The sequence below is a fragment of the Neptunomonas sp. ABH4_499 genome, assembly GCF_056160565.1.
Window position 1 is genome coordinate 72981 of the sequence record NZ_JBSWXK010000003.1, and the last position, 22268, is coordinate 95248.

Annotated in this window: 19 protein-coding genes and 4 tRNA genes; 2 read left to right on the forward strand and 21 right to left on the reverse strand. The window is 49.6% G+C overall.

All coding sequences use genetic code 11. From position 1 onward, the window contains the following. Positions 1-3 precede the first annotated feature (3 nt). From ACXAF9_RS03645 to ACXAF9_RS03740, 20 genes are all read right to left on the reverse strand, one after another. Complete coding sequence (locus ACXAF9_RS03645) at positions 4-1305, reverse strand: sodium ion-translocating decarboxylase subunit beta (RefSeq protein WP_475070532.1); 1302 nt, start codon at positions 1303-1305, stop codon at positions 4-6. 12 nt (positions 1306-1317) lie between these two features. Continuing rightward, positions 1318-3105: a sodium-extruding oxaloacetate decarboxylase subunit alpha gene (gene oadA, locus ACXAF9_RS03650; RefSeq protein WP_475070534.1), complete on the reverse strand. Its 1788-nt coding sequence runs from the start codon at positions 3103-3105 to the stop codon at positions 1318-1320. A 77-nt stretch (positions 3106-3182) separates the two neighbouring features. Then, positions 3183-3431 carry an OadG family protein gene (locus tag ACXAF9_RS03655; RefSeq protein ID WP_475070538.1) on the reverse strand — a complete coding sequence of 83 codons (249 nt, stop codon included), beginning with the start codon at positions 3429-3431 and terminating at the stop codon, positions 3183-3185. 259 nt (positions 3432-3690) lie between these two features. Beyond that, entirely contained in the window at positions 3691-5148 is a 1458-nt protein-coding gene (thiI, locus tag ACXAF9_RS03660; protein WP_475070543.1) for a tRNA uracil 4-sulfurtransferase ThiI, read from the reverse strand. Positions 5149-5217: 69 nt separating this feature from the next. Then, positions 5218-5294: transfer RNA gene (locus ACXAF9_RS03665), tRNA-Arg, on the reverse strand. 17 nt (positions 5295-5311) lie between these two features. Further along, positions 5312-5388, reverse strand: a tRNA-Arg gene (locus ACXAF9_RS03670). Positions 5389-5412: 24 nt separating this feature from the next. Next, positions 5413-5489, reverse strand: a tRNA-Arg gene (locus ACXAF9_RS03675). A gap of 5 nt (positions 5490-5494) precedes the next feature. Next, positions 5495-5584: transfer RNA gene (locus ACXAF9_RS03680), tRNA-Ser, on the reverse strand. A 61-nt stretch (positions 5585-5645) separates the two neighbouring features. Beyond that, on the reverse strand, positions 5646-5834 hold the full coding sequence (gene csrA / locus ACXAF9_RS03685) for a carbon storage regulator CsrA (protein ID WP_475070546.1): 189 nt from the start codon (positions 5832-5834) through the stop codon (positions 5646-5648). A 106-nt stretch (positions 5835-5940) separates the two neighbouring features. Continuing rightward, positions 5941-7176: an aspartate kinase gene (locus tag ACXAF9_RS03690; RefSeq protein ID WP_475070548.1), complete on the reverse strand. Its 1236-nt coding sequence runs from the start codon at positions 7174-7176 to the stop codon at positions 5941-5943. A 29-nt stretch (positions 7177-7205) separates the two neighbouring features. Beyond that, a complete protein-coding gene (alaS, locus tag ACXAF9_RS03695) occupies positions 7206-9800 on the reverse strand; it encodes an alanine--tRNA ligase (RefSeq protein ID WP_475071119.1) in 2595 nt (864 codons plus the stop codon). A gap of 260 nt (positions 9801-10060) precedes the next feature. After that, positions 10061-10543, reverse strand: coding sequence for a regulatory protein RecX (locus ACXAF9_RS03700; protein WP_475070550.1), 483 nt, complete (start codon positions 10541-10543; stop codon positions 10061-10063). Between the two features lie 57 nt (positions 10544-10600). Next, the gene (gene recA, locus ACXAF9_RS03705; RefSeq protein ID WP_475070553.1) at positions 10601-11641 is read right to left on the reverse strand and encodes a recombinase RecA; all 1041 of its coding nucleotides are present in this window, start codon (positions 11639-11641) and stop codon (positions 10601-10603) included. 80 nt (positions 11642-11721) lie between these two features. Beyond that, complete coding sequence (locus ACXAF9_RS03710; RefSeq protein WP_475070555.1) at positions 11722-12201, reverse strand: CinA family protein; 480 nt, start codon at positions 12199-12201, stop codon at positions 11722-11724. Between the two features lie 126 nt (positions 12202-12327). Continuing rightward, positions 12328-13683 carry an aminotransferase gene (locus ACXAF9_RS03715; protein ID WP_475070557.1) on the reverse strand — a complete coding sequence of 452 codons (1356 nt, stop codon included), beginning with the start codon at positions 13681-13683 and terminating at the stop codon, positions 12328-12330. 22 nt (positions 13684-13705) lie between these two features. Next, positions 13706-15172, reverse strand: a complete 1467-nt coding sequence (locus ACXAF9_RS03720) for an NAD-dependent succinate-semialdehyde dehydrogenase (protein WP_475070559.1) — start codon at positions 15170-15172, stop codon at positions 13706-13708. Positions 15173-15321: 149 nt separating this feature from the next. Further along, positions 15322-15759 (reverse strand): universal stress protein, encoded by a 438-nt coding sequence (locus ACXAF9_RS03725; protein ID WP_475070562.1) that lies wholly within the window; start codon positions 15757-15759, stop codon positions 15322-15324. A gap of 13 nt (positions 15760-15772) precedes the next feature. Beyond that, positions 15773-17101: a TRAP transporter large permease gene (locus ACXAF9_RS03730; RefSeq protein ID WP_475070565.1), complete on the reverse strand. Its 1329-nt coding sequence runs from the start codon at positions 17099-17101 to the stop codon at positions 15773-15775. Further along, the gene (locus tag ACXAF9_RS03735; RefSeq protein WP_475070569.1) at positions 17094-17639 is read right to left on the reverse strand and encodes a TRAP transporter small permease subunit; all 546 of its coding nucleotides are present in this window, start codon (positions 17637-17639) and stop codon (positions 17094-17096) included. Before ACXAF9_RS03735 ends, ACXAF9_RS03730 begins: the two co-directional genes overlap by 8 nt. A 114-nt stretch (positions 17640-17753) precedes the next feature. After that, positions 17754-18788, reverse strand: a complete 1035-nt coding sequence (locus ACXAF9_RS03740) for a TRAP transporter substrate-binding protein (protein WP_475070571.1) — start codon at positions 18786-18788, stop codon at positions 17754-17756. Between the two features lie 259 nt (positions 18789-19047). Between ACXAF9_RS03740 and ACXAF9_RS03745 the strand changes: the two genes are divergently transcribed. Then, on the forward strand, positions 19048-19995 hold the full coding sequence (locus tag ACXAF9_RS03745) for a LysR family transcriptional regulator (RefSeq protein ID WP_475070573.1): 948 nt from the start codon (positions 19048-19050) through the stop codon (positions 19993-19995). A 198-nt stretch (positions 19996-20193) separates the two neighbouring features. Next, positions 20194-20535, forward strand: a complete 342-nt coding sequence (locus ACXAF9_RS03750; RefSeq protein ID WP_475070575.1) for a hypothetical protein — start codon at positions 20194-20196, stop codon at positions 20533-20535. A gap of 96 nt (positions 20536-20631) precedes the next feature. Here the strand turns inward: ACXAF9_RS03750 and ACXAF9_RS03755 are convergent, their stop codons facing one another. Further along, entirely contained in the window at positions 20632-21966 is a 1335-nt protein-coding gene (locus ACXAF9_RS03755; protein ID WP_475070579.1) for a methyl-accepting chemotaxis protein, read from the reverse strand. Positions 21967-22268: the final 302 nt, after the last annotated feature.

The following is a 22268-nucleotide window of genomic DNA, read 5'->3' on the forward strand; positions in this document are numbered from 1 at the left end:
GGGTTAGCCCACAAACTTAATCATCACACCGGCTGCGACCGCCGAGCCGATAACACCGGCTACGTTTGGCCCCATCGCATGCATCAACAAGAAGTTTTGAGGGTTAGACTCAAGACCTAACTTGTTGGATACACGAGCGGCCATAGGCACCGCTGACACACCGGCTGAGCCGATTAATGGGTTGATCGAGTCACCGCCAGCCAGTTTGTTCATCAGCTTCGCCATCAAGACACCTGCAGCCGTACCGATACCGAACGCAACGATACCCAGAACCAAGATGCCCAAGGTTTGCACATCCAAGAACTTATCCGCTGACAGCTTAGAACCCACCGACAGACCCAAGAAGATGGTTACGATGTTGATCAACGCGTTTTGTGCCGTATCGCTTAGACGATCCACCACACCACACTCTCGCATCAGGTTACCGAAGCAGAACATACCCAACAGAGGCGCCGCATCCGGAAGCAACAGAGCCACCAGAATCAACAACAAGATTGGGAACAGGATCTTCTCGGTTTTAGTGATGTGACGCAGCTGAACCATTTTGATCTTACGCTCTGACTCAGTTGTCAGTAAGCGCATAATCGGTGGCTGAATCAGCGGCACCAATGCCATGTAGGAGTAAGCCGCAACCGCAATCGCACCCAATAGGTGAGGTGCCAACATGCTGGCAACGTAGATTGCCGTTGGGCCATCCGCACCACCGATGATGCCGATTGCCGCCGCATCTTGGATCGAGAAGTCCATGATGCCCGCTGCGCTCAGACCAACCGCACCGAGTACGGTCGCAAAGATACCGAACTGTGCTGCCGCACCTAAGAACAAGGTTTTAGGGTTCGCCAGAAGCGGACCAAAGTCCGTCATGGCACCCACACCCATGAAAATCAACAAAGGGGCCGCACCCGAAGCGATCGCTACGGTATAGAAGTTATACAGCATACCGTTGTTGTAGCCGTAATCGTTCGCCACCAAGGACGCCGCTGCGTGCGTGCTCGCATTGGAGGTGTGGTATGCGTGCAACAGATCATGAGGGTCTGTACCGCTCACACCTAGAATCGACGCCAACTGAGTCATCAACTCAGGATTGTCAAAATGTACCGCATTTTCCACCGCCGAAAACGCCAGACCCGCCTCTGGAATGTTGGCCAAAATGCCACCAAACCCGATCGGAACCAACAACAGCGGCTCAAAGTTTTTGCGAATGGCCAGAAACAGAAGTAACAAGCCAATCACGATCATCGTAAACTGACCCGCACCGATATTGTAAATACCGGAGGCGTGCCAGAGATCAAGCACCTTATCCATGTAAAAGTACCCTTACGCCAGTGTCAGCAGGGAGTCTCCCACCTGCACTGCATCACCTTCTTTAACGTCCACAGAAACAACGGTACCGGCACGTGCTGCACGTACTTCGGTTTCCATTTTCATTGCTTCTAGGATGACCAGAACGTCGCCCTCTTGAACCGCTTGACCTGCGGACACCTGAACTTTCCAGATGTTACCGGCCAAAGGTGCAGGCACTTCTTCACCGGAACCGGCTGCAGGTGCCGCCGCCGGGGCCGCCGCTTGAGGTGCTGCTGTTTGAATGGAGGAGATATCGCCACCTTCTGCCACCTGAACAACGTAGTTCTGGCCGTTTACAGAGATGGTGTAGACCTGTGGTCCAGTGTTCTTAGGTGCTGCCATGGCTTGTGCATCCTCTAAAGTCGGTGCGGGTTCAAACGCATCAGGGTTGTTTCGGTTTTCTAGGAATTTCAGACCTACTTGTGGGAACAGCGCGTACGTCAATACGTCGTCGATCTCTTTGTCCCCTTCAGCCAGTTGAATACCTTTATCAGCGGCCAGTTGTTTCAATTCAGCACTTAGGCGCTCAACTTCTGGCTCAAGCAGATCAGCTGGGCGGCATGTGATGGCTTCAGCACCATCCAGAACACGCGCTTGCAGATCTTCATTGAACGGAGCAGGTGCTGCACCGTATTCGCCTTTCAGGATACCCTGAACCTCTTTAGAGATGGTTTTGTAACGCTCACCCATCAGAACGTTGATCACCGCCTGCGTACCGACAATCTGTGACGTTGGAGTCACCAGAGGGATCAAACCTAGATCTTCACGTACACGTGGGATCTCGGCCAGTACTTCGTCGAATTTATCCGACGCGTTTTGCTCGCGAAGCTGGTTTTCCATGTTAGTCAACATGCCACCAGGCACCTGAGCAATCAGGATGCGAGAGTCGGTACCACGCAAAGAACCTTCGAATTTCGCATATTTCTTACGCACTTCACGGAAGTACGCCGCGATCTCTTCCAGTTGTTCCAAGTCCAAACCGGTATCACGATCGGTGCCTTTCAGCGCCGCCACAACCGATTCGGTTGAAGTATGGCCGTAGGTCATCGACATAGAAGAGATAGCGGTATCCACACGGTCGATGCCAGCTTCAATCGCCTTCAAGATCGACATATCGGATAAGCCCGATGTGGCGTGTGCGTGCAATTGAACTTCTAGATCCGTCTGAGCTTTCAGGCGTGATACCAGATCAAACGCATCGTAAGGTGTCAGAATGCCTGACATGTCCTTAATGTTGATTGAGTCAGCCCCCATATCTTCAAGGGTTTTAGCGTACTCAACCCACATTTCAGTGGTGTGAACCGGGCTGGTTGTATAGGAAATCGTACCTTGAGCGTGCTTACCGGTTTCTTTAACCGCTTTGATCGCCGTTTCCAAGTTACGCGGATCGTTCATCGCATCAAAGATACGGAACACATCCACGCCATTGGTGGCAGCGCGCTCTACGAATTTATGAACCACATCGTCAGCGTAGTGACGATAGCCCAATAGGTTTTGACCACGTAGCAACATCTGCTGACGGGTGTTTGGCATCGCCGCTTTTAGCTCACGAATACGATCCCATGGATCTTCGCCGATAAAGCGAATGCAGCTATCAAAAGTGGCACCGCCCCAGCTTTCTAGGGACCAAAAACCAACTTTGTCGAGTTTCTCTGCGATCGGAAGCATGTCGTCAATACGCATACGCGTAGCGAACAAGGACTGATGCGCATCGCGAAGAACAACGTCAGTTATACCTAGCGGTTTCTTTGCATCGGACATGTGTAAAAGGCCTTCTGTCGAAAAAATAGTGCGTTTATTGTTATCTAAGCACGCTTCTTATTAACGAGCGTTGCTTGTTACGAACGGTACTTGTGAACCGCTGCTGTAATTACAGCAACCAGTTCATCCTGATTCCCACCAGCCTGCGCAGCCGCACCGCTGTTAGCAGGCTTTGATTTTGCCGGCTTAGGTTGTGGTGCAGGAGCATACTTCATGACAATTTTTGACATGAAACCTGTCACAAACACCAGCAACGTCAGGAATAGGAATACAAAGCCCATACCATAGACCATCAATGTGAGGCCTTCTGATACCAGATTATCCATCTGAGGCAGCTCCTAAACGATTGGGTTTATTTGCTAAAAACGTCACGTTATAGATGCTTTTTAACGGCGATTACCGAGAAAATGCAGTTAATACGACGCTTTTCACCTCAGGCATTAAACCCGAAAAGCGGTAGGTGAGCAACTTGAAGAGCGGGACGCAGGTCAACTTTTATACAGTTTCGATAAAAGTTTTTTTTCGCAAGACCTGCGTCATGGGAAAAGAGGAATAGATTTATAGAACTTTGGTCTACTCTTAGAATTAAACCCCTGGACGGTAAACCTTCACATTGGTCAGACCTTGCTCCTGCAGGTTCTGAGCGTGCATACGGCTCATGACTCCTTTCTCACAATAGAGCAGATATTCCTTATCAGTTACCCAATCATGACAGACCGATTCCAAGGTGAAAAACGGCGCTAAGATCACCTCCACACCCGGCATGTTCAGTGGGCGTTTCTCTTGCTCACCCGGAGCACGAATATCGACAACGATCTGATTTTCCGACACACGGCTTAAAGACTCGATATCGGTTTGGATATCTAGGTTTTTGACGATCTCATCGATGGTGATCACCTCGGCGTTTTCAACGGCCGATGTCAGCACATCGATATCCAACTGGTCTTCCTCGGCGATCACCTTATCAAGGCGTGCACGAGTGGTTGGTCGGTCCGAGATCACACCGCAATACTCAGGGATCATCTTAACGATATCAAAGCAGCCAAGTTTGATGGTGCGATCCACAATCTCTTGCTTATCCATCGTGATCAATGGACGCAAGATCAGCTTTTTGGTCGATTGATCGATCACGGTAAGGTTCGGAATAGTCTGGCTGGAAACCTGCGCCACACTCTCGCCAGTGACGATCGCATCAATGCCCATATGATCGGCCACTTTTTCAGCCGCACGCATCATCTGGCGCTTTAAAACCACCCCCATGAAAGAGTGATTCACGTTCTGCAGGATTTCACCCACCACCTCATCAAACGGGACGGTGATGAACTTAACGCGTGCACAGGCACCGTATTGCTCCCACAGATGCAATGCCACCTGCTTTACGCCAATCTCGTGTGCTTTACCGCCTAAGTTAAAAAACAGGAAGTGTGTTTTAGAACCACGACGCATCGTCATGTAGGACGCAACCACCGAATCAAACCCACCGGAAATAAGCGACAGAACCGCTTCCTGAGAGCCTAACGGGTACCCACCAAGCCCTGCATGCTGCTGGGTGACGATAAAGAGCTTGGCATGAACCACTTCCAGATCCACAAAAACATCGGGGGTACGGACATCCACACGGGTCGGATTAGCGTGCTGCAATAAGCCTCCACCGATGTAACGCTCCATATCCACTGATTTAAAATCGTGTTTACCGGTACGTTTCACACGGACTTTAAAGCTCTTACCCTCAATGATGGGCGCATAAACCGCTAAGGTCTTTTTAAACGCATCATCAAAGTCACCTAACTCGTGCTCAGCCACTTCTAGAAAGTGAGATACACCTGGCACTCGCTGCATAATCGCAATCACTTCATCGCGGTGTGACAGGCCTTCTTGTGGCAACACCACTTCGAGCTTGTCCCAAAAACCACTGACCGTAATGTCCTGGTATTCGCGTTTGAGCAAAATTTGCAGGTTGTTTTGCAGACGCGCAATCAAACGACGGCGAACTGGACGACTTTTAATGGTGATTTCTGGAAACAGCTTAACGATGAATTTCATGGGACCACACGAAACGTTAGGTTATTAAACGGATTAGATTCTTTAACTAAAGGAGGTGTGTTTGGAAAATGGCGCGCCCGAGAGGATTCGAACCTCTGACCGCCTGGTTCGTAGCCAGGTACTCTATCCAGCTGAGCTACGGGCGCGTAATAAGATTCAAAGATGGCGCGCCCGAGAGGATTCGAACCTCTGACCGCCTGGTTCGTAGCCAGGTACTCTATCCAGCTGAGCTACGGGCGCACACTTTGAAAAGACATGTTGAATTGGCGCGCCCGAGAGGATTCGAACCTCTGACCGCCTGGTTCGTAGCCAGGTACTCTATCCAGCTGAGCTACGGGCGCGTAAATGGCGGTGAGAGAGGGATTCGAACCCTCGATAGAGTTTCCCCTATACGCCCTTAGCAGGGGCGCGCCTTCAGCCACTCGGCCATCTCACCAATCAACGGCGCATACTATACAAGCCTGATTTTCAAAAAGAAAGTAAAAATTTCAAAAAAATCAGTCTTGATCGTCGTTTTGGCCTTTTTCACGCTGAATGCGCTGATAAATCTCTTCTCGGTGTACGGAAACATCCTTAGGTGCGTTAACACCGATACGGACTTGGTTACCTTTAACACCCAGTACGGTTACGGTGACATCGTCACCTACCATCAATGTTTCACCCACGCGGCGAGTCAAAATTAACATAGTTATGGTTCTCCTGTTCTTCCTTAATAGTCCTGAACCGCGCAAACGAATGAATGTGGTTCATACACAGTTCAGGTGCCAATCATAGACGAAATCCGACAAGCCGTCATTCACTGACTGTGTCAACTTTGCCCAAATCAAACGCGGAATGCAGTGATCTTACTGCTAACTCCAGATATTTTTCGGCGATCACAACCGAAACCTTAATCTCACTGGTGGAGATCATCTGAATGTTAATGTTCTCATTGGCAAGTGCCGCAAACATTTTGCTGGCTACACCGGCGTGAGATCGCATCCCTACACCCACTATAGACACCTTTGCGATCTTGTTGTTTCCAACAACTTCACGTGCGCCTAACTCGTTAGCAATCTGATTCAGAATCGCTTCCGCTTTAGTATAGTCATTTCTGTGAACTGTAAAGGTAAAATCGGTGGTTTGATCCGCTGCGATGTTCTGGACGATCATATCCACTTCGATATTAGCGTCGCTCACAGGCCCTAGGATGCGCGAAGCCACACCAGGAACGTCAGGAACACCCATAATGGTCAACTTTGCTTCGTCACGGTTAAATGCGATGCCTGAGATAACGGGTTTTTCCACAGTATCATCATCCTCTGTTGTAATCAGTGTGCCTGGGCCATCCTTAAAGCTGGATAGGACGCGCAGTGGCACTTTGTATTTCCCAGCAAATTCGACAGAACGAATCTGCAGCACCTTTGAACCTAAGCTTGCCATTTCGAGCATCTCTTCAAAGGTGATTTTTTCCAGTCGCGTTGCGTCCTCTACAACCCGAGGGTCTGTCGTGTATACGCCATCCACATCAGTGTAGATTTGGCATTCGTCCGCTTTAAGCGCTGCAGCCAACGCGACACCCGTGGTATCTGAGCCACCACGACCTAAGGTCGTGATATTGCCAAGTTCATCTACCCCTTGAAATCCAGCAACAACGACCACGCGACCGGCTTCTAAGTCCGTGCGCATGTTCTGTACATCGATGTCCTGAATGCGGGCTTTCATAAAAGCGCTGTCGGTTAAAATCCGAACCTGACTGCCGGTATAAGAGCGCGCAGGTACGCCCTGCTTTTCAAGCGCCATACTGAGTAAGGCAATGGTGACTTGCTCCCCAGTGGAGACAAGCACATCCATCTCACGCGCTGACGGGGACTCAGTAATGTCGTTCGCAAGACCAATCAACCGATTGGTCTCGCCGCTCATGGCCGAGACCACAACGACAACGTCGTGGCCCTCATCTTTAAAGCGTTTTACTTTTTCAGCGACGGCTGTAATGCGCTCGACCGAACCAACTGATGTGCCGCCGTATTTTTGAACATACAGTGCCATACGTTTTCTACTCTCCCTTCGCCTGTAATTTACAGGCTTGAAACGCTCGCTTTTACCGCTTCCAGAGCCGCTGGCAGTGCAGCCGCATCAGTACCGCCACCTTGGGCGAAATCAGGACGACCGCCGCCCTTACCGCCGATCTTCGCGGTCAAGTCTTTCACTAGGTCACCGGCTTTAACTTTGCCGATAAGATCCTTAGTGACACCCGCTGCAACCGATACCTTGTCATCCGAAGCTGTCGCTAAGACAACGACCGCCGAACCCAGCTTGTTTTTCAGCTGATCGATCGTATCGCGGAGCGCTTTAGACTCGATACCTTCTAGCTGAGCGACTAGGACTTGAATACCGTTGATGGTTTCAGCCTGGCTGACCAAGTCACCGCTTTTCGCAGCAGCCAGTTTCGCCTTTAGCTGCTCCAGCTCTTTTTCAAGCTGACGGTTACGATCAGACAGGGTCTGAACCTTATCCACAACCGAATCGCGAGAGCCTTTCACCAGAGCCGCAACATTGCTCAGAGACTGCTCAACATCGTTCACGTAGTTAAGGGCACCTATGCCAGTTACCGCCTCGATTCGACGTACACCAGATGCAATACCGCTTTCAGAGACGATTTTCAGTAATCCGATATCACCGGTGCGGCGAGCGTGTGTTCCGCCACACAGCTCAATCGAGAAGCCTTCTGAGCCCATCGTCAGTACACGGACTTCGCTGTCATATTTCTCACCGAACAATGCGGTTGCGCCTTTGGCTTTAGCATCGTCGATGTTCATCACTTCGGTGGATACCGGTGTGTTCAAACGAATTTGATCGTTTACGATCGCTTCGACGCGTGCGACTTCATCGGCAGTCATCGCTTCAAAGTGTGCAAAGTCAAAACGCAGACGCTCTGGGTTTACCAACGAGCCTTTTTGCTGAACGTGATCACCTAACACTTCACGTAAAGCGGAGTGCAATAAGTGCGTTGCAGAGTGGTTTAATGCCGTTGCATTTCGCGCAGCCATATCGACTTTTGCGACCACTTTTGCACCTACTTTCACAACACCTTCGGCTACGCTGCCCACGTGCAGGTGGTTTGACTGCTCTTTCGTGCAATCGTTAACGGTGAATTGGCCAAAGTCAGTGCTTAACACGCCCTTGTCGCCCACCTGACCACCGGACTCACCGTAAAACGGCGTATGATCCAGTACAATCACACCTTGCTCACCGGCGCCGAGCTCATTGACAGCGACACCCTCTTTGAAGATCGAAACGATCTCAGAGGTATCTTCGAGTAAGTCGTAACCGGTAAATTCGGTTGTACCGGTAAGCTCAAGCTTGTCGTTGTAATCCACACTGAACGAGCCAGAAGCACGTGCACGCTGGCGCTGCTCTTCCATAGACGCTTCAAAGCCATCCATATCCAGAGTCAGCTCTTGTTCACGAGCCACATCCGCCGTTAAGTCCACTGGGAAGCCGTAGGTATCATACAGACGGAAAACGGTTTCACCAGGGATTACAGAGCCTTCCAGCCCTTCAATCGCTTCGTTCAACAAACGCATGCCATTATCAAGCGTCTTCGCAAACTGCTCTTCTTCTTTGGCAATGATGCGCTCAACCTGTGCCTGCTTTTCTGCCAACTCAGGGTAAGCAACGCCCATCTCTTGAACCAAAGCTGCCACTAACGTGTTGAAGAAACTGCCTTTAGCGCCCAGTTTGTTACCGTGGCGAATGGCTCGACGCATGATACGGCGCAGTACGTAACCGCGGCCTTCATTCGATGGCGTAACGCCATCCACGATCAAGAAGGAGGTCGAACGAATGTGGTCAGCAATAACACGAAGCGACTTGTTATCCAGATCGGTTGTACCTACCGCTTCAGCTGTGGCTTTCAGCAGGTTTTGGAATAGATCAATCTCGTAGTTGCTGTGTACGCTTTGCATCACGGCCGCAATACGCTCAAGTCCCATACCGGTATCGACCGATGGACGCGGTAACGGTGTCATCTCACCGTCAGCAGAGCGGTTGTACTGCATGAAGACCACGTTCCAAATCTCGATGTAACGGTCGCCGTCTTCTTCAGGACTCCCTGGAGGACCACCCCAGATGCCTTCGCCGTGATCGTAGAAAATTTCGGTACATGGACCACAAGGGCCTGTATCACCCATGGCCCAGAAGTTATCTTCGTCCAGTTTGGAGAAACGCTCTGGGTCGACACCGACCTCTTCTTTCCAGATCTTTTCCGCTTCATCGTCGGTGTAGTGCGTGGTGACCCACAGTTTCTCTTTTGGAATCTGCAGCACTTCGGTCAGGAAAGTCCAAGCAAAACGGATGGCGTCTTGTTTAAAGTAATCACCAAAACTGAAGTTACCCATCATTTCAAAGAAGGTATGGTGACGTGCGGTGTAACCGACGTTTTCTAGGTCGTTATGCTTACCACCGGCGCGCACGCAGCGCTGAGCCGTTGTCGCACGCGAGTAAGGACGCTTGTCGTCACCCAAGAACACATCTTTAAACTGAACCATACCGGCATTGGTAAACAGCAGAGTCGGATCATTGGCCGGGATCAATGGGCTGGACGAGACCACTTCGTGGCCTTGTTGATTGAAATAATCCAGGAACGCCTGGCGAATTTCGGCACTAGTCATGTATTTCATAAAGCGGTACGGTTCCACTGACAGTTAAACGCGCTTGTTTTTTATTCAGGGTTACCCTGTATAGCACTGCGCTAATGACATAAAAAATGGGTTCAAGTATATATCGCGGTTAAAAATTGTTCGAATTTTTTTCAAAAAGTGTGTCATAAACCCGCGTATTTACGTGGTTTTTAGAAGAATGGAGCAAGTGGAGGGAACAATCCAGTCAACGATTGTTTAACACGATTAAACAGAGGTTTTTTTGGATTTGGCTATTCCTCGGGAGAGGATTCCATCGCGTAACGAATTTGATCAAACGAGAAGCCACGATTCACCATAAACCGCTGACGTTTTTGGTAACCTTTATAATCCCCTTTTTCTAAAGGCTCTGAAAACTTGCGCTGATACACCGATTTAGCCAGCTCAAACCAGTCGATCTCTTCGCTCTCTTCCGCCTCTTGCATCAAGGCGTTATCCAACCCCTTGCGCTTAGCATCCATTTGTACACGGCGAAGGCCATACCCCTGCTGAGATTTAGAGCGTAACAAAACACCGGCAAAACGCTGATCAGACTGATAGCCGGCTTCTTCAAACTGATCTAAAACGCTTGCGAGCATGACCGCATCGCAGCGCGCAGATAATCGATCCGTGAGCTCCTGACGGGTATATTCACGCCTTGCCAAGTACCCCATTAGGGCCGATTTGATCTCTGCTTCGCTTTCAAGCGGTTTAGGTTCGGATCTCTTTTTCATCATTTTTTAAACATACAAAAAAGGCGCACCCATTGGCACGCCTTTTTAATAGACTGGACCTTACAGTTCCAGTTGACCTTCTTCTTGATCCGCGCCTTTAGCGGCCGGTTTTGGCACGTTCAGTAGCTCTTCGCGCAGAGCCACTTCAATCTCTTGAGCCACGTCTGGGTGCTCTTCTAGGTACTTAGCAGCGTTCGCTTTACCTTGACCGATTTTATCGCCCTTGTAGGAGTACCAAGCACCGGCTTTATCCACCAGCTTTTGCTTCACACCCAAATCGATCACTTCAGCCAATTGATTGGTACCTTGGCCGTACAAAATTTCGAATTCGGCCTGGCGGAACGGTGGCGATACTTTGTTCTTCACCACTTTAACCCGGGTTTCGTTACCGACAACCTCATCGCCCTGCTTCACCGCACCGATGCGACGGATATCCAAACGAACCGATGCGTAGAATTTCAGCGCGTTACCACCGGTTGTGGTTTCAGGGGAGCCGAACATAACACCGATCTTCATACGAATCTGGTTAATGAAGACCAGCAAGCAGTTAGACTGCTTAACATTACCCGTCAGTTTACGCAGCGCTTGTGACATCAAACGCGCTTGAAGACCTACGTGAGAGTCACCCATTTCGCCTTCGATTTCTGCTTTCGGCGTCAATGCGGCAACCGAGTCAACGATGATGACATCAATCGCATTCGAGCGAACCAGCATATCTGTGATTTCAAGTGCTTGCTCACCCGTATCTGGCTGAGACACCAGCAAGTCGTCTACGTTTACGCCCAGTTTTTCAGCGTAGCTTGGGTCCAATGCGTGTTCAGCATCAACGAATGCACAGGTTTTACCTTGGCGCTGCGCTTGAGCAATCACTTGCAGGGTCAGCGTGGTTTTACCCGATGATTCAGGGCCGTAGATTTCGACGATACGGCCAAATGGCAGGCCGCCGATACCAAGTGCAATATCCAAACCCAAAGAGCCGGTCGATACAGCCGGAATCGCTTCGCGTGGCTGATCGCCCATGCGCATCACAGCGCCTTTACCAAATTGACGTTCGATTTGTGATAAAGCGGCATCAAGCGCTTTTTTTCTGTTATCGTCCATATTCAACCCTTTACGCTGCGTGACAATAATACTGTATGAATGGACAGTATTATTGTACCTCGGTGATCGAATTGCAACCTTTAATTATTGAGGATATCCAGTATGCCTTGCAGGGCCGCCTCTACGGTTTGTGCCCTTACTTGAGCACGGTCTCCAGAGAAGCGAAAACAACGGGCTTTATTTAGGTTTTCTGTTGCCCACGCCACCCACACTGTACCCACTGGTTTGGCATCCGTACCACCACCTGGGCCTGCGATACCGCTGACCGCCACACTGATGTTGGCCGCCGAATTGTCCAACGCCCCTTGCGCCATTTCTAACACCACCGCTTCGCTGACGGCGCCGTGGTGATGCAGTGCTTGATCGGATACGCCTAGCATCGACTGCTTGGCATTATTGGAATACGTGATAAACCCCGAATCAAACCAAGCCGAACTGCCAGCAATGTCCGTAATCGCCGAGGCGATCATACCGCCGGTACAGGATTCGGCGGTGGCCATCATCCATGTGCGTGCAAGCAGGGCCCGCCCTACAAGCACCGGTAAATCTTGAGCGCTCATAATCGATCTCTTTTTAATTAGCGATGCGATTTTGGCGTGTTTTGCAGGCAAAAAAAAGGGCGCAGTACCTGCGCCCAAGGGATGACCTACGATAGGCCTAGAGCTTAATCGTTCGTAAACAAGGCATTAGGCTGCAATCAAGCCTTCTGCTGTAACCCACGCTAGGGTTTCATCAACGGCTTTACGCATGATGTCGATGATTTGATCAATCTGAGCTTCAGTAATGATCAGCGGTGGGCACAGTGCCAATGCAGAACCTGCAACCGCACGCGTGATCAAACCGTGGTTCTGACACGCCTGCATCGCGTAGTAGCCCACTGAACCGCCTTGGAAGGCTTGCTTGGTCTCTTTGTTAGCAACCAGCTCAATAGCCGCGATCAAACCTTTACCACGCACTTCACCCACCAGAGGGTGATCATCAAAGGTTTCGTGCAGACGACGCTGCATGTACTCACCCAGCTCAGCCGCACGGCTAAACAGGTTATCGCGCTCGTAAATTTCCAGTGTTTTCAGTGCAACCGCCGCAGCCATTGGGTGGCACGAGTATGTGTAACCGTGACCGAACACACCTACCTGAGTGGTTTGATCGATCATCGCTTCGTAGATATCACCACGAACAGCCGACGCTGAAATAGGCACATACGCCGAGGACAACTGTTTAGCCATGGTCATCAAATCAGGGGATTCGATGTTCATGCTGTTACAGCCAAAGTCACTGCCTGTACGACCGAAACCTGTGATGACCTCGTCCGCCCAGAACAGAATGCCGTACTTGTTCAGGATCGCTTGAACCTTTTCGTAGTAGCCTGCTGGCGGAACGATCACGCCGCTTGCGCCCGTGATAGGCTCAGCAATAAACGCAGCGATGGTTTCTGGGCCTTCGCGCTGGATTAAAGCTTCAAGGTTGCCCGTGATACGGTCCACGAATTGCGCTTCTGTTTCGCCATCAAGACGACCACGCAGGTAGTGAGGCGCATCGGTGCGCAAGATACCCAGCGCATCAAACGGCAGATCAAAATAGGTGTGGTTCGCTTCAAGGCCAGTCAAGCAAGCGGATGCTAGTGTTACACCGTGGTAAGAGCGTTCACGCGCAATGATTTTGCGCTTCTCTGGCTTACCGATGGCGTTGAAGTAGTAACGCAGCATCTTAACGTGAGAGTCGTTTGCATCACTGCCGGAGTTACCAAAGAAGATCTGAGCATCTTTTACAGGCAACATAGAAGAGAGCTTGTCGGACAGTTGCATACCCACTTCGTGCGTTTTACCGCCGAACATGTGCGAGTAAGACAATTGACCCATTTGAGAGGTCGCCGCTTCAATCAAATCTTTGTTGTTGTAACCCAAAGAGGTGCACCACAGACCCGCCATACCTTCGATGTATTGCTTGCCTTGGTTATCGTAAACGTAAACCCCTTCACCACGCGCCAGCGTCATGGTTTCAGTGGCTTTAAAGTTCGTTGTTGGATAAATAATGTGACTCATACTCAAATTCCTCGCCCACCGATTAACGGTTTAGGCCGCCCAGACAGATGTATTTGATTTCCAGGTAATCATCCAGGCCATACTTCGACCCTTCGCGCCCCTGACCGGATTCTTTAACGCCACCAAATGGGATAACTTCGGAGCTGATAGCGGTCTCGTTTACGCCAACCATGCCGTATTCGATACCTTCAGACACACGCCAGATGCGGCCCATGTTTTCAGTGAAGACGTAAGCGGCCAAGCCGAACTCAGTATCGTTCGCCATTTGGATCGCTTCTTCTTCGGTTTTGAACGTGAAGATCGGCGCCACAGGGCCAAAGATCTCTTCACGGAAAACGCTCATGTCTTTCGTGACATTGGTCAAAATGGTGGCTGGGTAGAAGCAAGCCCCTAAATCAGAGCGCTCACCACCGATCACGACTTCTGCACCATCGGCTACCGCATCGGTCACTTTTTGGTGAACATCGTCCACCGCTTTAGCATTGATCAAAGGACCGTGCGTGCTGTCTGCGTTAAAGCCGTTACCGATCTGGAAGGCTTCAACCGCCGCTTTTAACTTCGCTACAAACGCATCGTGTACGGATTCTTGAACCAGAATACGGTTGGTACAGATACAGGTTTGACCTGAGTTACGGAATTTAGAGATCAGTGCGCCGTTGATCGCGATATCAAGGTCAGCATCATCAAAAATGATGATTGGTGCGTTACCGCCCAACTCCATTGAGGTACGCTTCATCGTTTCTGCGCACTGTTTCACCAGTGTTTTACCCACAGGCGTCGAACCTGTGAAGGTCAGCTTTTTAACCGTTGGGTTGCTGGTCATCTCGCCGCCTACCGCACGAGACTGCGCACTTGGTACTACGTTTAAAAGGCCCGCAGGCAAGCCCGCACGCTGAGCCAACTCAGCCAATGCCAACGCAGACAACGGTGTTTCAGCAGCCGGCTTTAATACGATAGAGCAACCCACCACCAGCGCAGGTGCTGCTTTACGGGTGATCATCGCATTCGGGAAATTCCAAGGCGTGATCGCCGCAACCACACCAACAGGCTGTTTGATTACGATACCGCGACGATCTGTCTGTGGTGTCGGGATAACATCACCATAAACACGCTTGCCTTCTTCGGCAAACCATTTGATGTAGGATGCGCCATACTGCACTTCACCACGGGATTCAGCCAGAGTTTTACCCTGCTCTGCCGTCATGATGACCGCCAGATCTTCAACGTTTTCGAGGATCAGCTGATGCCAGCGCTCAAGCACCGCCGAGCGAGCTGAAGCGGATAACGCTTTCCAAGACTGCATAGCACGTTCTGCCGCTTCGATGGCACGGCGAGTTTCGTCGGCACCCATGCTGGCAACGTCGGCAATTTTTTCGCCAGTTGCTGGGTTTAACACCGCAAAAGTTTCGGATTGATCGCCGTCGATCCACTGGCCATCAACGAACGCTTGTGTCTTAAAAAGATCACGATCCTTGAGAGTTAAATTCACTGGTTTTTCTCCGCCAATTATCGGGGTCGCTGCAGCGTGCAGCGTGATTCGATAACGTTAGATAATATTAAGCGCGGGATCAGTAATACCGTTTGATCGCTTACGTTGATCCCGCTAAAACTAAAGGTGTTCTGGCTTAGACTTACGTCTTAGTAGTTGCCGCGCAGAACCAATACGGTGCACTTCGCATGACGCACCACGCGCTCTGCGTTAGACCCAACAAAGTAACTTGCAAGCCCTGGACGACGTGCCATCATCACAATGGCATCCGCCTTGATCTGACGAGACTCTTCCAAGATTTGCTCGTGCGCTGTACCTGCACGAACGTGGCACTCAAAGTCCGCGCCTTCAGGTAAAGCCGTTGCAATCTCCGCTTTGAGCTTACGCTTTAGCTCCTTGCGCGCCTCTTTGTATTGGGCTTCATCGATTTGTGGATACATCGCTTGGTGGATGTGTGTTTCATCCACATACACCACATGGTAATGAGGCGTTGTGACGTCCGATGACAAGTTCACAGCGGCTTTCACCAAGTGCGGGATCTGCTCTGGGTGAGCCATGTCCACGGCGATAATCAAATTGCTGTACATAAGATTACTCCGCCTAATTGTTCATAACCAGATTCGGCAACCACAACACCAAATCAGGGAAGATCATGCAGATGATCAACACCGTTAAATTCAGCAGGATGAATGGAGTTACCGATTTATAAATTTCGCCCATGCCGACTTCCGGTGGCGCGATCCCTTTCAGGTAGAAGAGCGCAAACCCATACGGCGGTGTTTGAACGGCAATTAAGATGTTGATGATCATCAAGACACCGAACCAGATCGGGTCGTAACCGAGTGATACGGCGATCGGTGTAAACAGCGGCGCGCACATCAAGACGATGATGAACTCGTCAATGATGAAGCCAAGCAACAGCATGATGATCTGGAACATGATGATGATCATGATCGGTGGAAGATCCAAACTTTGCGTAAAGCCTGCCACCATCTGCTGAACACCCATCAAGAGATGGAAGTTACTGAACACAGAAGCACCGAAAATAATCCACATCGCCACGCTGACCAAAATACCGGTTTGCAGACCGGCCGCGCGGAACATGTCCACCTTGAAGCGTTTAAAGATCACGGCAAGTAAGAGAGCACCAAACACCCCGATAGCACCGGATTCGGTTGGGGTTGCGATACCACTGATGATGCTACCCAGCACCACGAAGATCAGCAGCATGGACAGGAAGCCATCACGCGCAACACGGAACTTCTCGGTCGGAGAAAGCGCCATATCGCGACGATCTTCTTCACGGATCGGTGCCCATTCTGGGTTTAGACGACAACGAATAACCACGTACGCGATCAGGAAGACCACCATGATCAACGCCGGTACCATCGCCGCCAAGAACATGCGGCCAACCGAGTTTTGAGTGGATGCGGCAAACATGATCATCGGGATGCTTGGCGGGATTAAGATCCCCAAGCCACCGCCGGCCATGATGACACCCAGCGCCAAACGCTTGTTGTAGCCACGTTCTAGCATAGGACGAAGCGCAATACTGCCGGAGGTCATGATGCCTGCGCCGATGATACCCACCATCGCGCCGATCATAGAACACACCAAAATAACGCTGATCGCCAAAGAGCCACGCACTTTACCCAGCACCATCTGGCTGGCTTTAAACATCGCATCGCCAATGCCGGATTTGGTCAGCAACTGCCCCATGTAGATGTACAAAGGGATCGCCAACAAGATAAAGCTAAAATAGGTCGCTTCAACGGTGGTCGGAATCACGTTAAACAGAGCATCGCCCCACGTGTAATAACCCACCGCCATCGCAATACCGCCCAAGGCCAAACCAACGGGTGCGCCCAAGGCAAAGAAAATCAGAATACCGAGCAACAGGATGCCGGTTAACAACTCAATACTAATCATCTGTGTCGTCATCCTTTGTTGGAACCAGAGCATTGCCTGTGATCAGCTGATACACATCAGACACCATGTCACGGCCTAATTGCGCAATGAACAAACCGGCCGCAATCACCATCATGATCCAGAAATGGAACATCGGCGGCGCCCACTCACTTTGGGTGCGGTAGTTGTATTCAATCGCCTCTTCGTATTTTCCAAAGCTCATTTTGCAAACGAGAATCAGGAAGAAAATACCCAACACATAGGAGATCAAGTTAAAAACTCGACGCGTATTGGGTGAGACTTTTAAGTAAAGGATGTCGACATTGATGTGCGCTTTTTTCTGGTGAGCGTAAGCTCCGCCAAGCGCGGCAATGTACCCGAATAAAAAGAGTGATAAGTCATACGCCCAGATGGTTGGGCGGCCCAGAAAGTAGCGGGAAAACACTTCGTAGATAACGACAGCCGCTAAAGCGGGCATCAAATATCCAGCCAGTTTGCCAGCCACCATAACGACAAAGTCGATGACCTGACACAGACGTCTTAAGCCGAGAGTGATCATTATTAGAAACCGTTGTGAGCATGCAAGAGGGGCATGCCAGATTGCAAAGAACCGTCTTTCAAACGAAAGATAGCTCCGAGGCAATGCCTAGGAGCTATCCAGATCAGGAGAGTATTACTGCTGTTTCAGGATATCGATCAGCTGCTTGCTGTATTTATCCTGAGCGGAGTACTCGTCGTACAAAGAAGCACCGGCTTCAGCCCACGCTTTTTTGTCAGCGTCAGATGGTTCTGGGCTCCACTGAAGACCTTTTTCTTCCATCTCTTTAACCGCTTCAGCTTCCCATTGCTTAGACTTAGTCAGCTGCTCTTCGGCGTGAGTGATGGTGGCATCTTTAACCGCTTTTTTCAGGTCATCTGGAAGCTTGTTCCAAGCGTTACGGTTAACGATGATTGGCAGTACTTGTGCACCTGCCAGTGGCAGTTTGTACATGTATTTTGCAACTTCAACGTGGTTACCATCGCGGTGATCGATCATGTTAGAACCAATGGAACCGTCGATAACGCCTGTTGCCAGAGAAGTGTAGATTTCGCTCCATGCCAAAGACACTGGAGAGGCGCCCAAGTTACGCAGGAACTTACCGTAAGCGCCTGGCGCACGAATCTTCAAGCCTTTGAAATCTTCAACAGAGTTGATTGGCTTCTTAGTGATGATGTAAACCGCAGGCTGGATGTAAGGCTCCAACCATACTAGGCCTTGTGAGCCGTAAGCTTCAGTCAGGACTTTATCCCAACCTTTTTCGTGGAACAGGCTGTACAGTTCGTCTGGGTTATCAGTACCGCCTGGCAGACCGATCTCAACCACACCTGCTGGCAATTCACCGGCATGCATAGATTGGAAAGGCGCACCCATAGTGATCAGGCCAGACTTGGTTGCACCGAGCAAACCTGCTGTACCAACACCTTCACCTGAGTAAAGCACTTGAACTGCGATACGACCATCGGAGTTTTTCTCGATGTTCTTCGCAAGGTCTTCGTAGATTTCACCGAAAGCGGTGCCACGACCGTACAGGTTACCAAAGCGCCAGTTGTATTCCGCCGCTTCAACTTCAGAAGAAACAGAGGTCATACCTACCGCACTTACACCCATGGCTAATGCCAATGCAGAGGCAGACAATTTTTTCTTCAATTTATGGACTGTTTTCAACATGATTCAGTACCTATTCCGTTTTAGTTTTATAGTGTTCAATTGCGTGCTGAGTTGGATCGTTCCAAAAAAAAATGGTCTATTAAATTAGATACCTTCTACGTAAAGGTTTATGACACCTAACGTAAAAACCCGATTTTCCCACAAACCACTCTTTTTGGGGGATTCTCGTTTTTTTGGTATCTTTCTTGCTGATGTTTGCGGTTAACTTGCCGCATTATCTTTTAGTCTAATGTGAGTGCAAACCACTCTGGAGTGTAAGATGGCGGCTAAAAAAACCTTCTCATTGGGCCAGCTAGGCGACTATGAGATTAAGCAGTTAAAGGTCTTTAAAACCGTAGTCGATTGCGGTGGCTTTGCCGCTGCTGAAACACGCTTAAATATCTCGCGTCCTACCATCAGCATCCACATTGCGAACCTCGAATCCCGCCTTAATTTGACCTTGTGCAAACGCGGGCGAAGCGGCTTTTCGTTAACCGAAGAAGGGGCCGTGATTTACGAGCAAACCGAAAAGCTTTTGGACATGCTCGAAGGGTTTCGAAACACCGTTAATAATCTGTGCAACCACCCCAGCGGCCAGCTAAAAGTGGGGCTTAGCGATACTTTCAGTACCGATCCTAGGTGTATGATCCCTGAAATCATCCGCAACTTTTCCGATAAGGCCGAAGATGTCGAATTGGTGATCAGTGTTGAGCAGATGGCCACCATGGAATTGATGGTACTGAACGATGAGCTCGACATTGCGCTGATTCCCTATCACCGCAAACTAGAAGGGCTTAACTACATTCACCTGTTCACGGATGAGTGCTACTTATATTGCGCCAAAGAAAGCCCCCTATTTGACCTGCCGGAAGCAGCACTGACCGAAGAGATCATCAACGCAACCCCGTTAGTGCACGCAGGCTTAAAACCCCACGACGCCATCTATCAAATGCTCTCAGAAATGAACCCATCTGGTGTGTCGTACCACTATGAATCTCGCATCGCGATGCTCCTTTCTGGGTACTACATCGGTTTTTTGCCCCAAAATATTGCACAACCTTACTTAGAACAGGGCGTTTTACGCGTGCTGCACCCTGATACCAAACATTACTCGTTGGGCGCTGCGACCATCAGTAAAAAAAGCACCCAACCGAACCGGGCGCGGGATTTATTCCTCGAGTCCGTACGGGATCAATTTTCCCAGATGGAAAACCCAGCCCCTTACTGATCTGATACCTATCTGTTTTTAAGAGCCTTTTGTTTAAAAAGGCTCTTTCTCTCTATTCAGCTTGTCAAACATACATCCAGGCGTGTTTGACACCATCGCCCCCCCTACTTAACTCATTCTATAAACCACTGTTTTTAAATTGAGCAGGCTTTATCAATGAGTAATGCAACCAACGAGTAAGTTGTCCCCACCATCAACATGAACGAAACGGATGTCATCGCTTATGTTCAGGGCATCAATAACAACCAAGCGGTCATCGAGTTTAATTTAGATGGCACGATTTTGAGCGCCAACGAGCTGTTTCTTGAAACCGAGGGCTATAGCGCGAAAGAGATGGATCAGAAGCATGGGGTTGTTATCCTAAAACTCATGAGCATTGATGAGGTGACCGCCGAAAAGCTGCAAAGCGCAAATCGAAGCGGCATCATGAATTTACAAGCCTGCTCAGATGGGTGGTCCTATACCAGTATTGGTGCACAAGAGCAAAAACGAATGTGTCCTATCTTTGACCTTTCATGGTTAGCCAAAAGCTTACTCTAAACCGCTTAGATCACCGAACAAAGGTCAAACTTAAACCACCTGCTATTTATAGGCATTAAAAAAGGCTCTTTCGAGCCTTTTCGCGTGTAGCTTGGTTTAGATATTTTCCATTTTTTTCTGTTGTCGTAACAAGTCCGAAATCATGTCCGACACACTGTTGGCGCCTTTTTGGATGTCCGTCATTTTGTGGGTCGCGTCCTCTATAAACTTGCCACTGTGGGATACTTGATCCTTCACAGAGTCCATACTCTTGGTTGCACGCCCTGTTAGGTCGTTGTTGATCTTAACCATGTTTTCAACCTCGATCGTTGAAGACGATGTCCGCGCAGCCAGCTGACGCACCTCATCCGCAACCACGGCAAACCCTCGGCCATGATCACCGGCACGCGCCGCCTCAATCGCCGCATTCAACGCCAATAAGTTGGTTTGGTCGGCGATGCTACTGATGGTTGTTACAATTTGAGAGATATCTTTGGATTGTTGATTCAAACGCGTGATCAGATCTGCGGCTTGATCAACCTCATTTGTAATCGAGTGTGAAGCAGACAAACTTCCTTGCATTATTTCCATACACTCGACGGCTAACGCCGCATTGGATACAGAGGTTTCACTTGCTAGCTCGGCCGCGTTGCGGAAGGCTTTATCTTGATTCACCCGCTCAGTAATGTCCGAGGCAAACTTAATTACCTTATAGACTTTACCTCTCTGATCAAAGATCGGGTTATAGGTCGCCTCTAACCATAAGGTCTCGCCGAATTTGTTTTTGCGCTCAAACTGACCGCCCTGAAACTGCCCCGCCGCAAGCTTCGACCAAAAACTTGGGTTTTCTTGGTAGAAGGAGTCATAACAAAACATTTTGTGATGTTGGCCACGAATCTCATCCAAGGTGAAGCCCACCGCGCTTAGGAAGTTATCGTTGGCTGTCAAGATTTCGCCTGCCGGGGTAAACTCAATTACCGCCATCGATTTGTTCAACGCTTCTTGACGCGCTATCTGAGACATCAACTTGTTACGTTCCACCGTGATGTCGCTGGCAAATTTCACGACTTTGACGACTTCGCCATTCATTTCAATCGGGAAGTAAGTGGCTTCTAGCCACATCTCTTCGCCCGCTTTGTTTTTACGTTTGAAGACACCTTTTTTAGCAATACCACGACCAAGTTCCCCCCAGAAGCTCTGATACTCAGGTGAGTTCAACACCTCCTGAGGGCAAAACATACGGTGATGTTGGCCTTTGATCTCATCCAATGAGTAACCAACTGCACCTAAAAAAAGCGCATTAGCATCGACAATCGTTCCATCCGGTTCAAACTCGATGGTTGCAATGTTGCGCTTAATCGCATCAATAAAGCCAGCTTGTTCTGCAATTACCTGAGACGCAGCTGAGCGAACGTTCTCTTTAGCAGGGGTAGACCGATTACCGAAAAACATTGAGAGCTCCTGAAATTTTCAGAGAAACCTTGAAGGAGAATCCGTTCGCCAGATCGAATTTGTGTTTGTTATAGATCAAGTTAGACGCTCACGGCAAAAAAGCAACTTCAAGATTGTTCAGTTTCTGTTCATATTTGCATACACTAAGTCTGTAAATAACCTACATCGGCTGATCAGGAGTTTCCTTTATAGAATAAATGTATGAAAAGTAAGGGGATATGTAAGGTAAAAACATCGCCTGACTAAAGCGGCATCATTCGGACATTATTTCTTTACTGATGAATATCACTCTTAACTTTCCC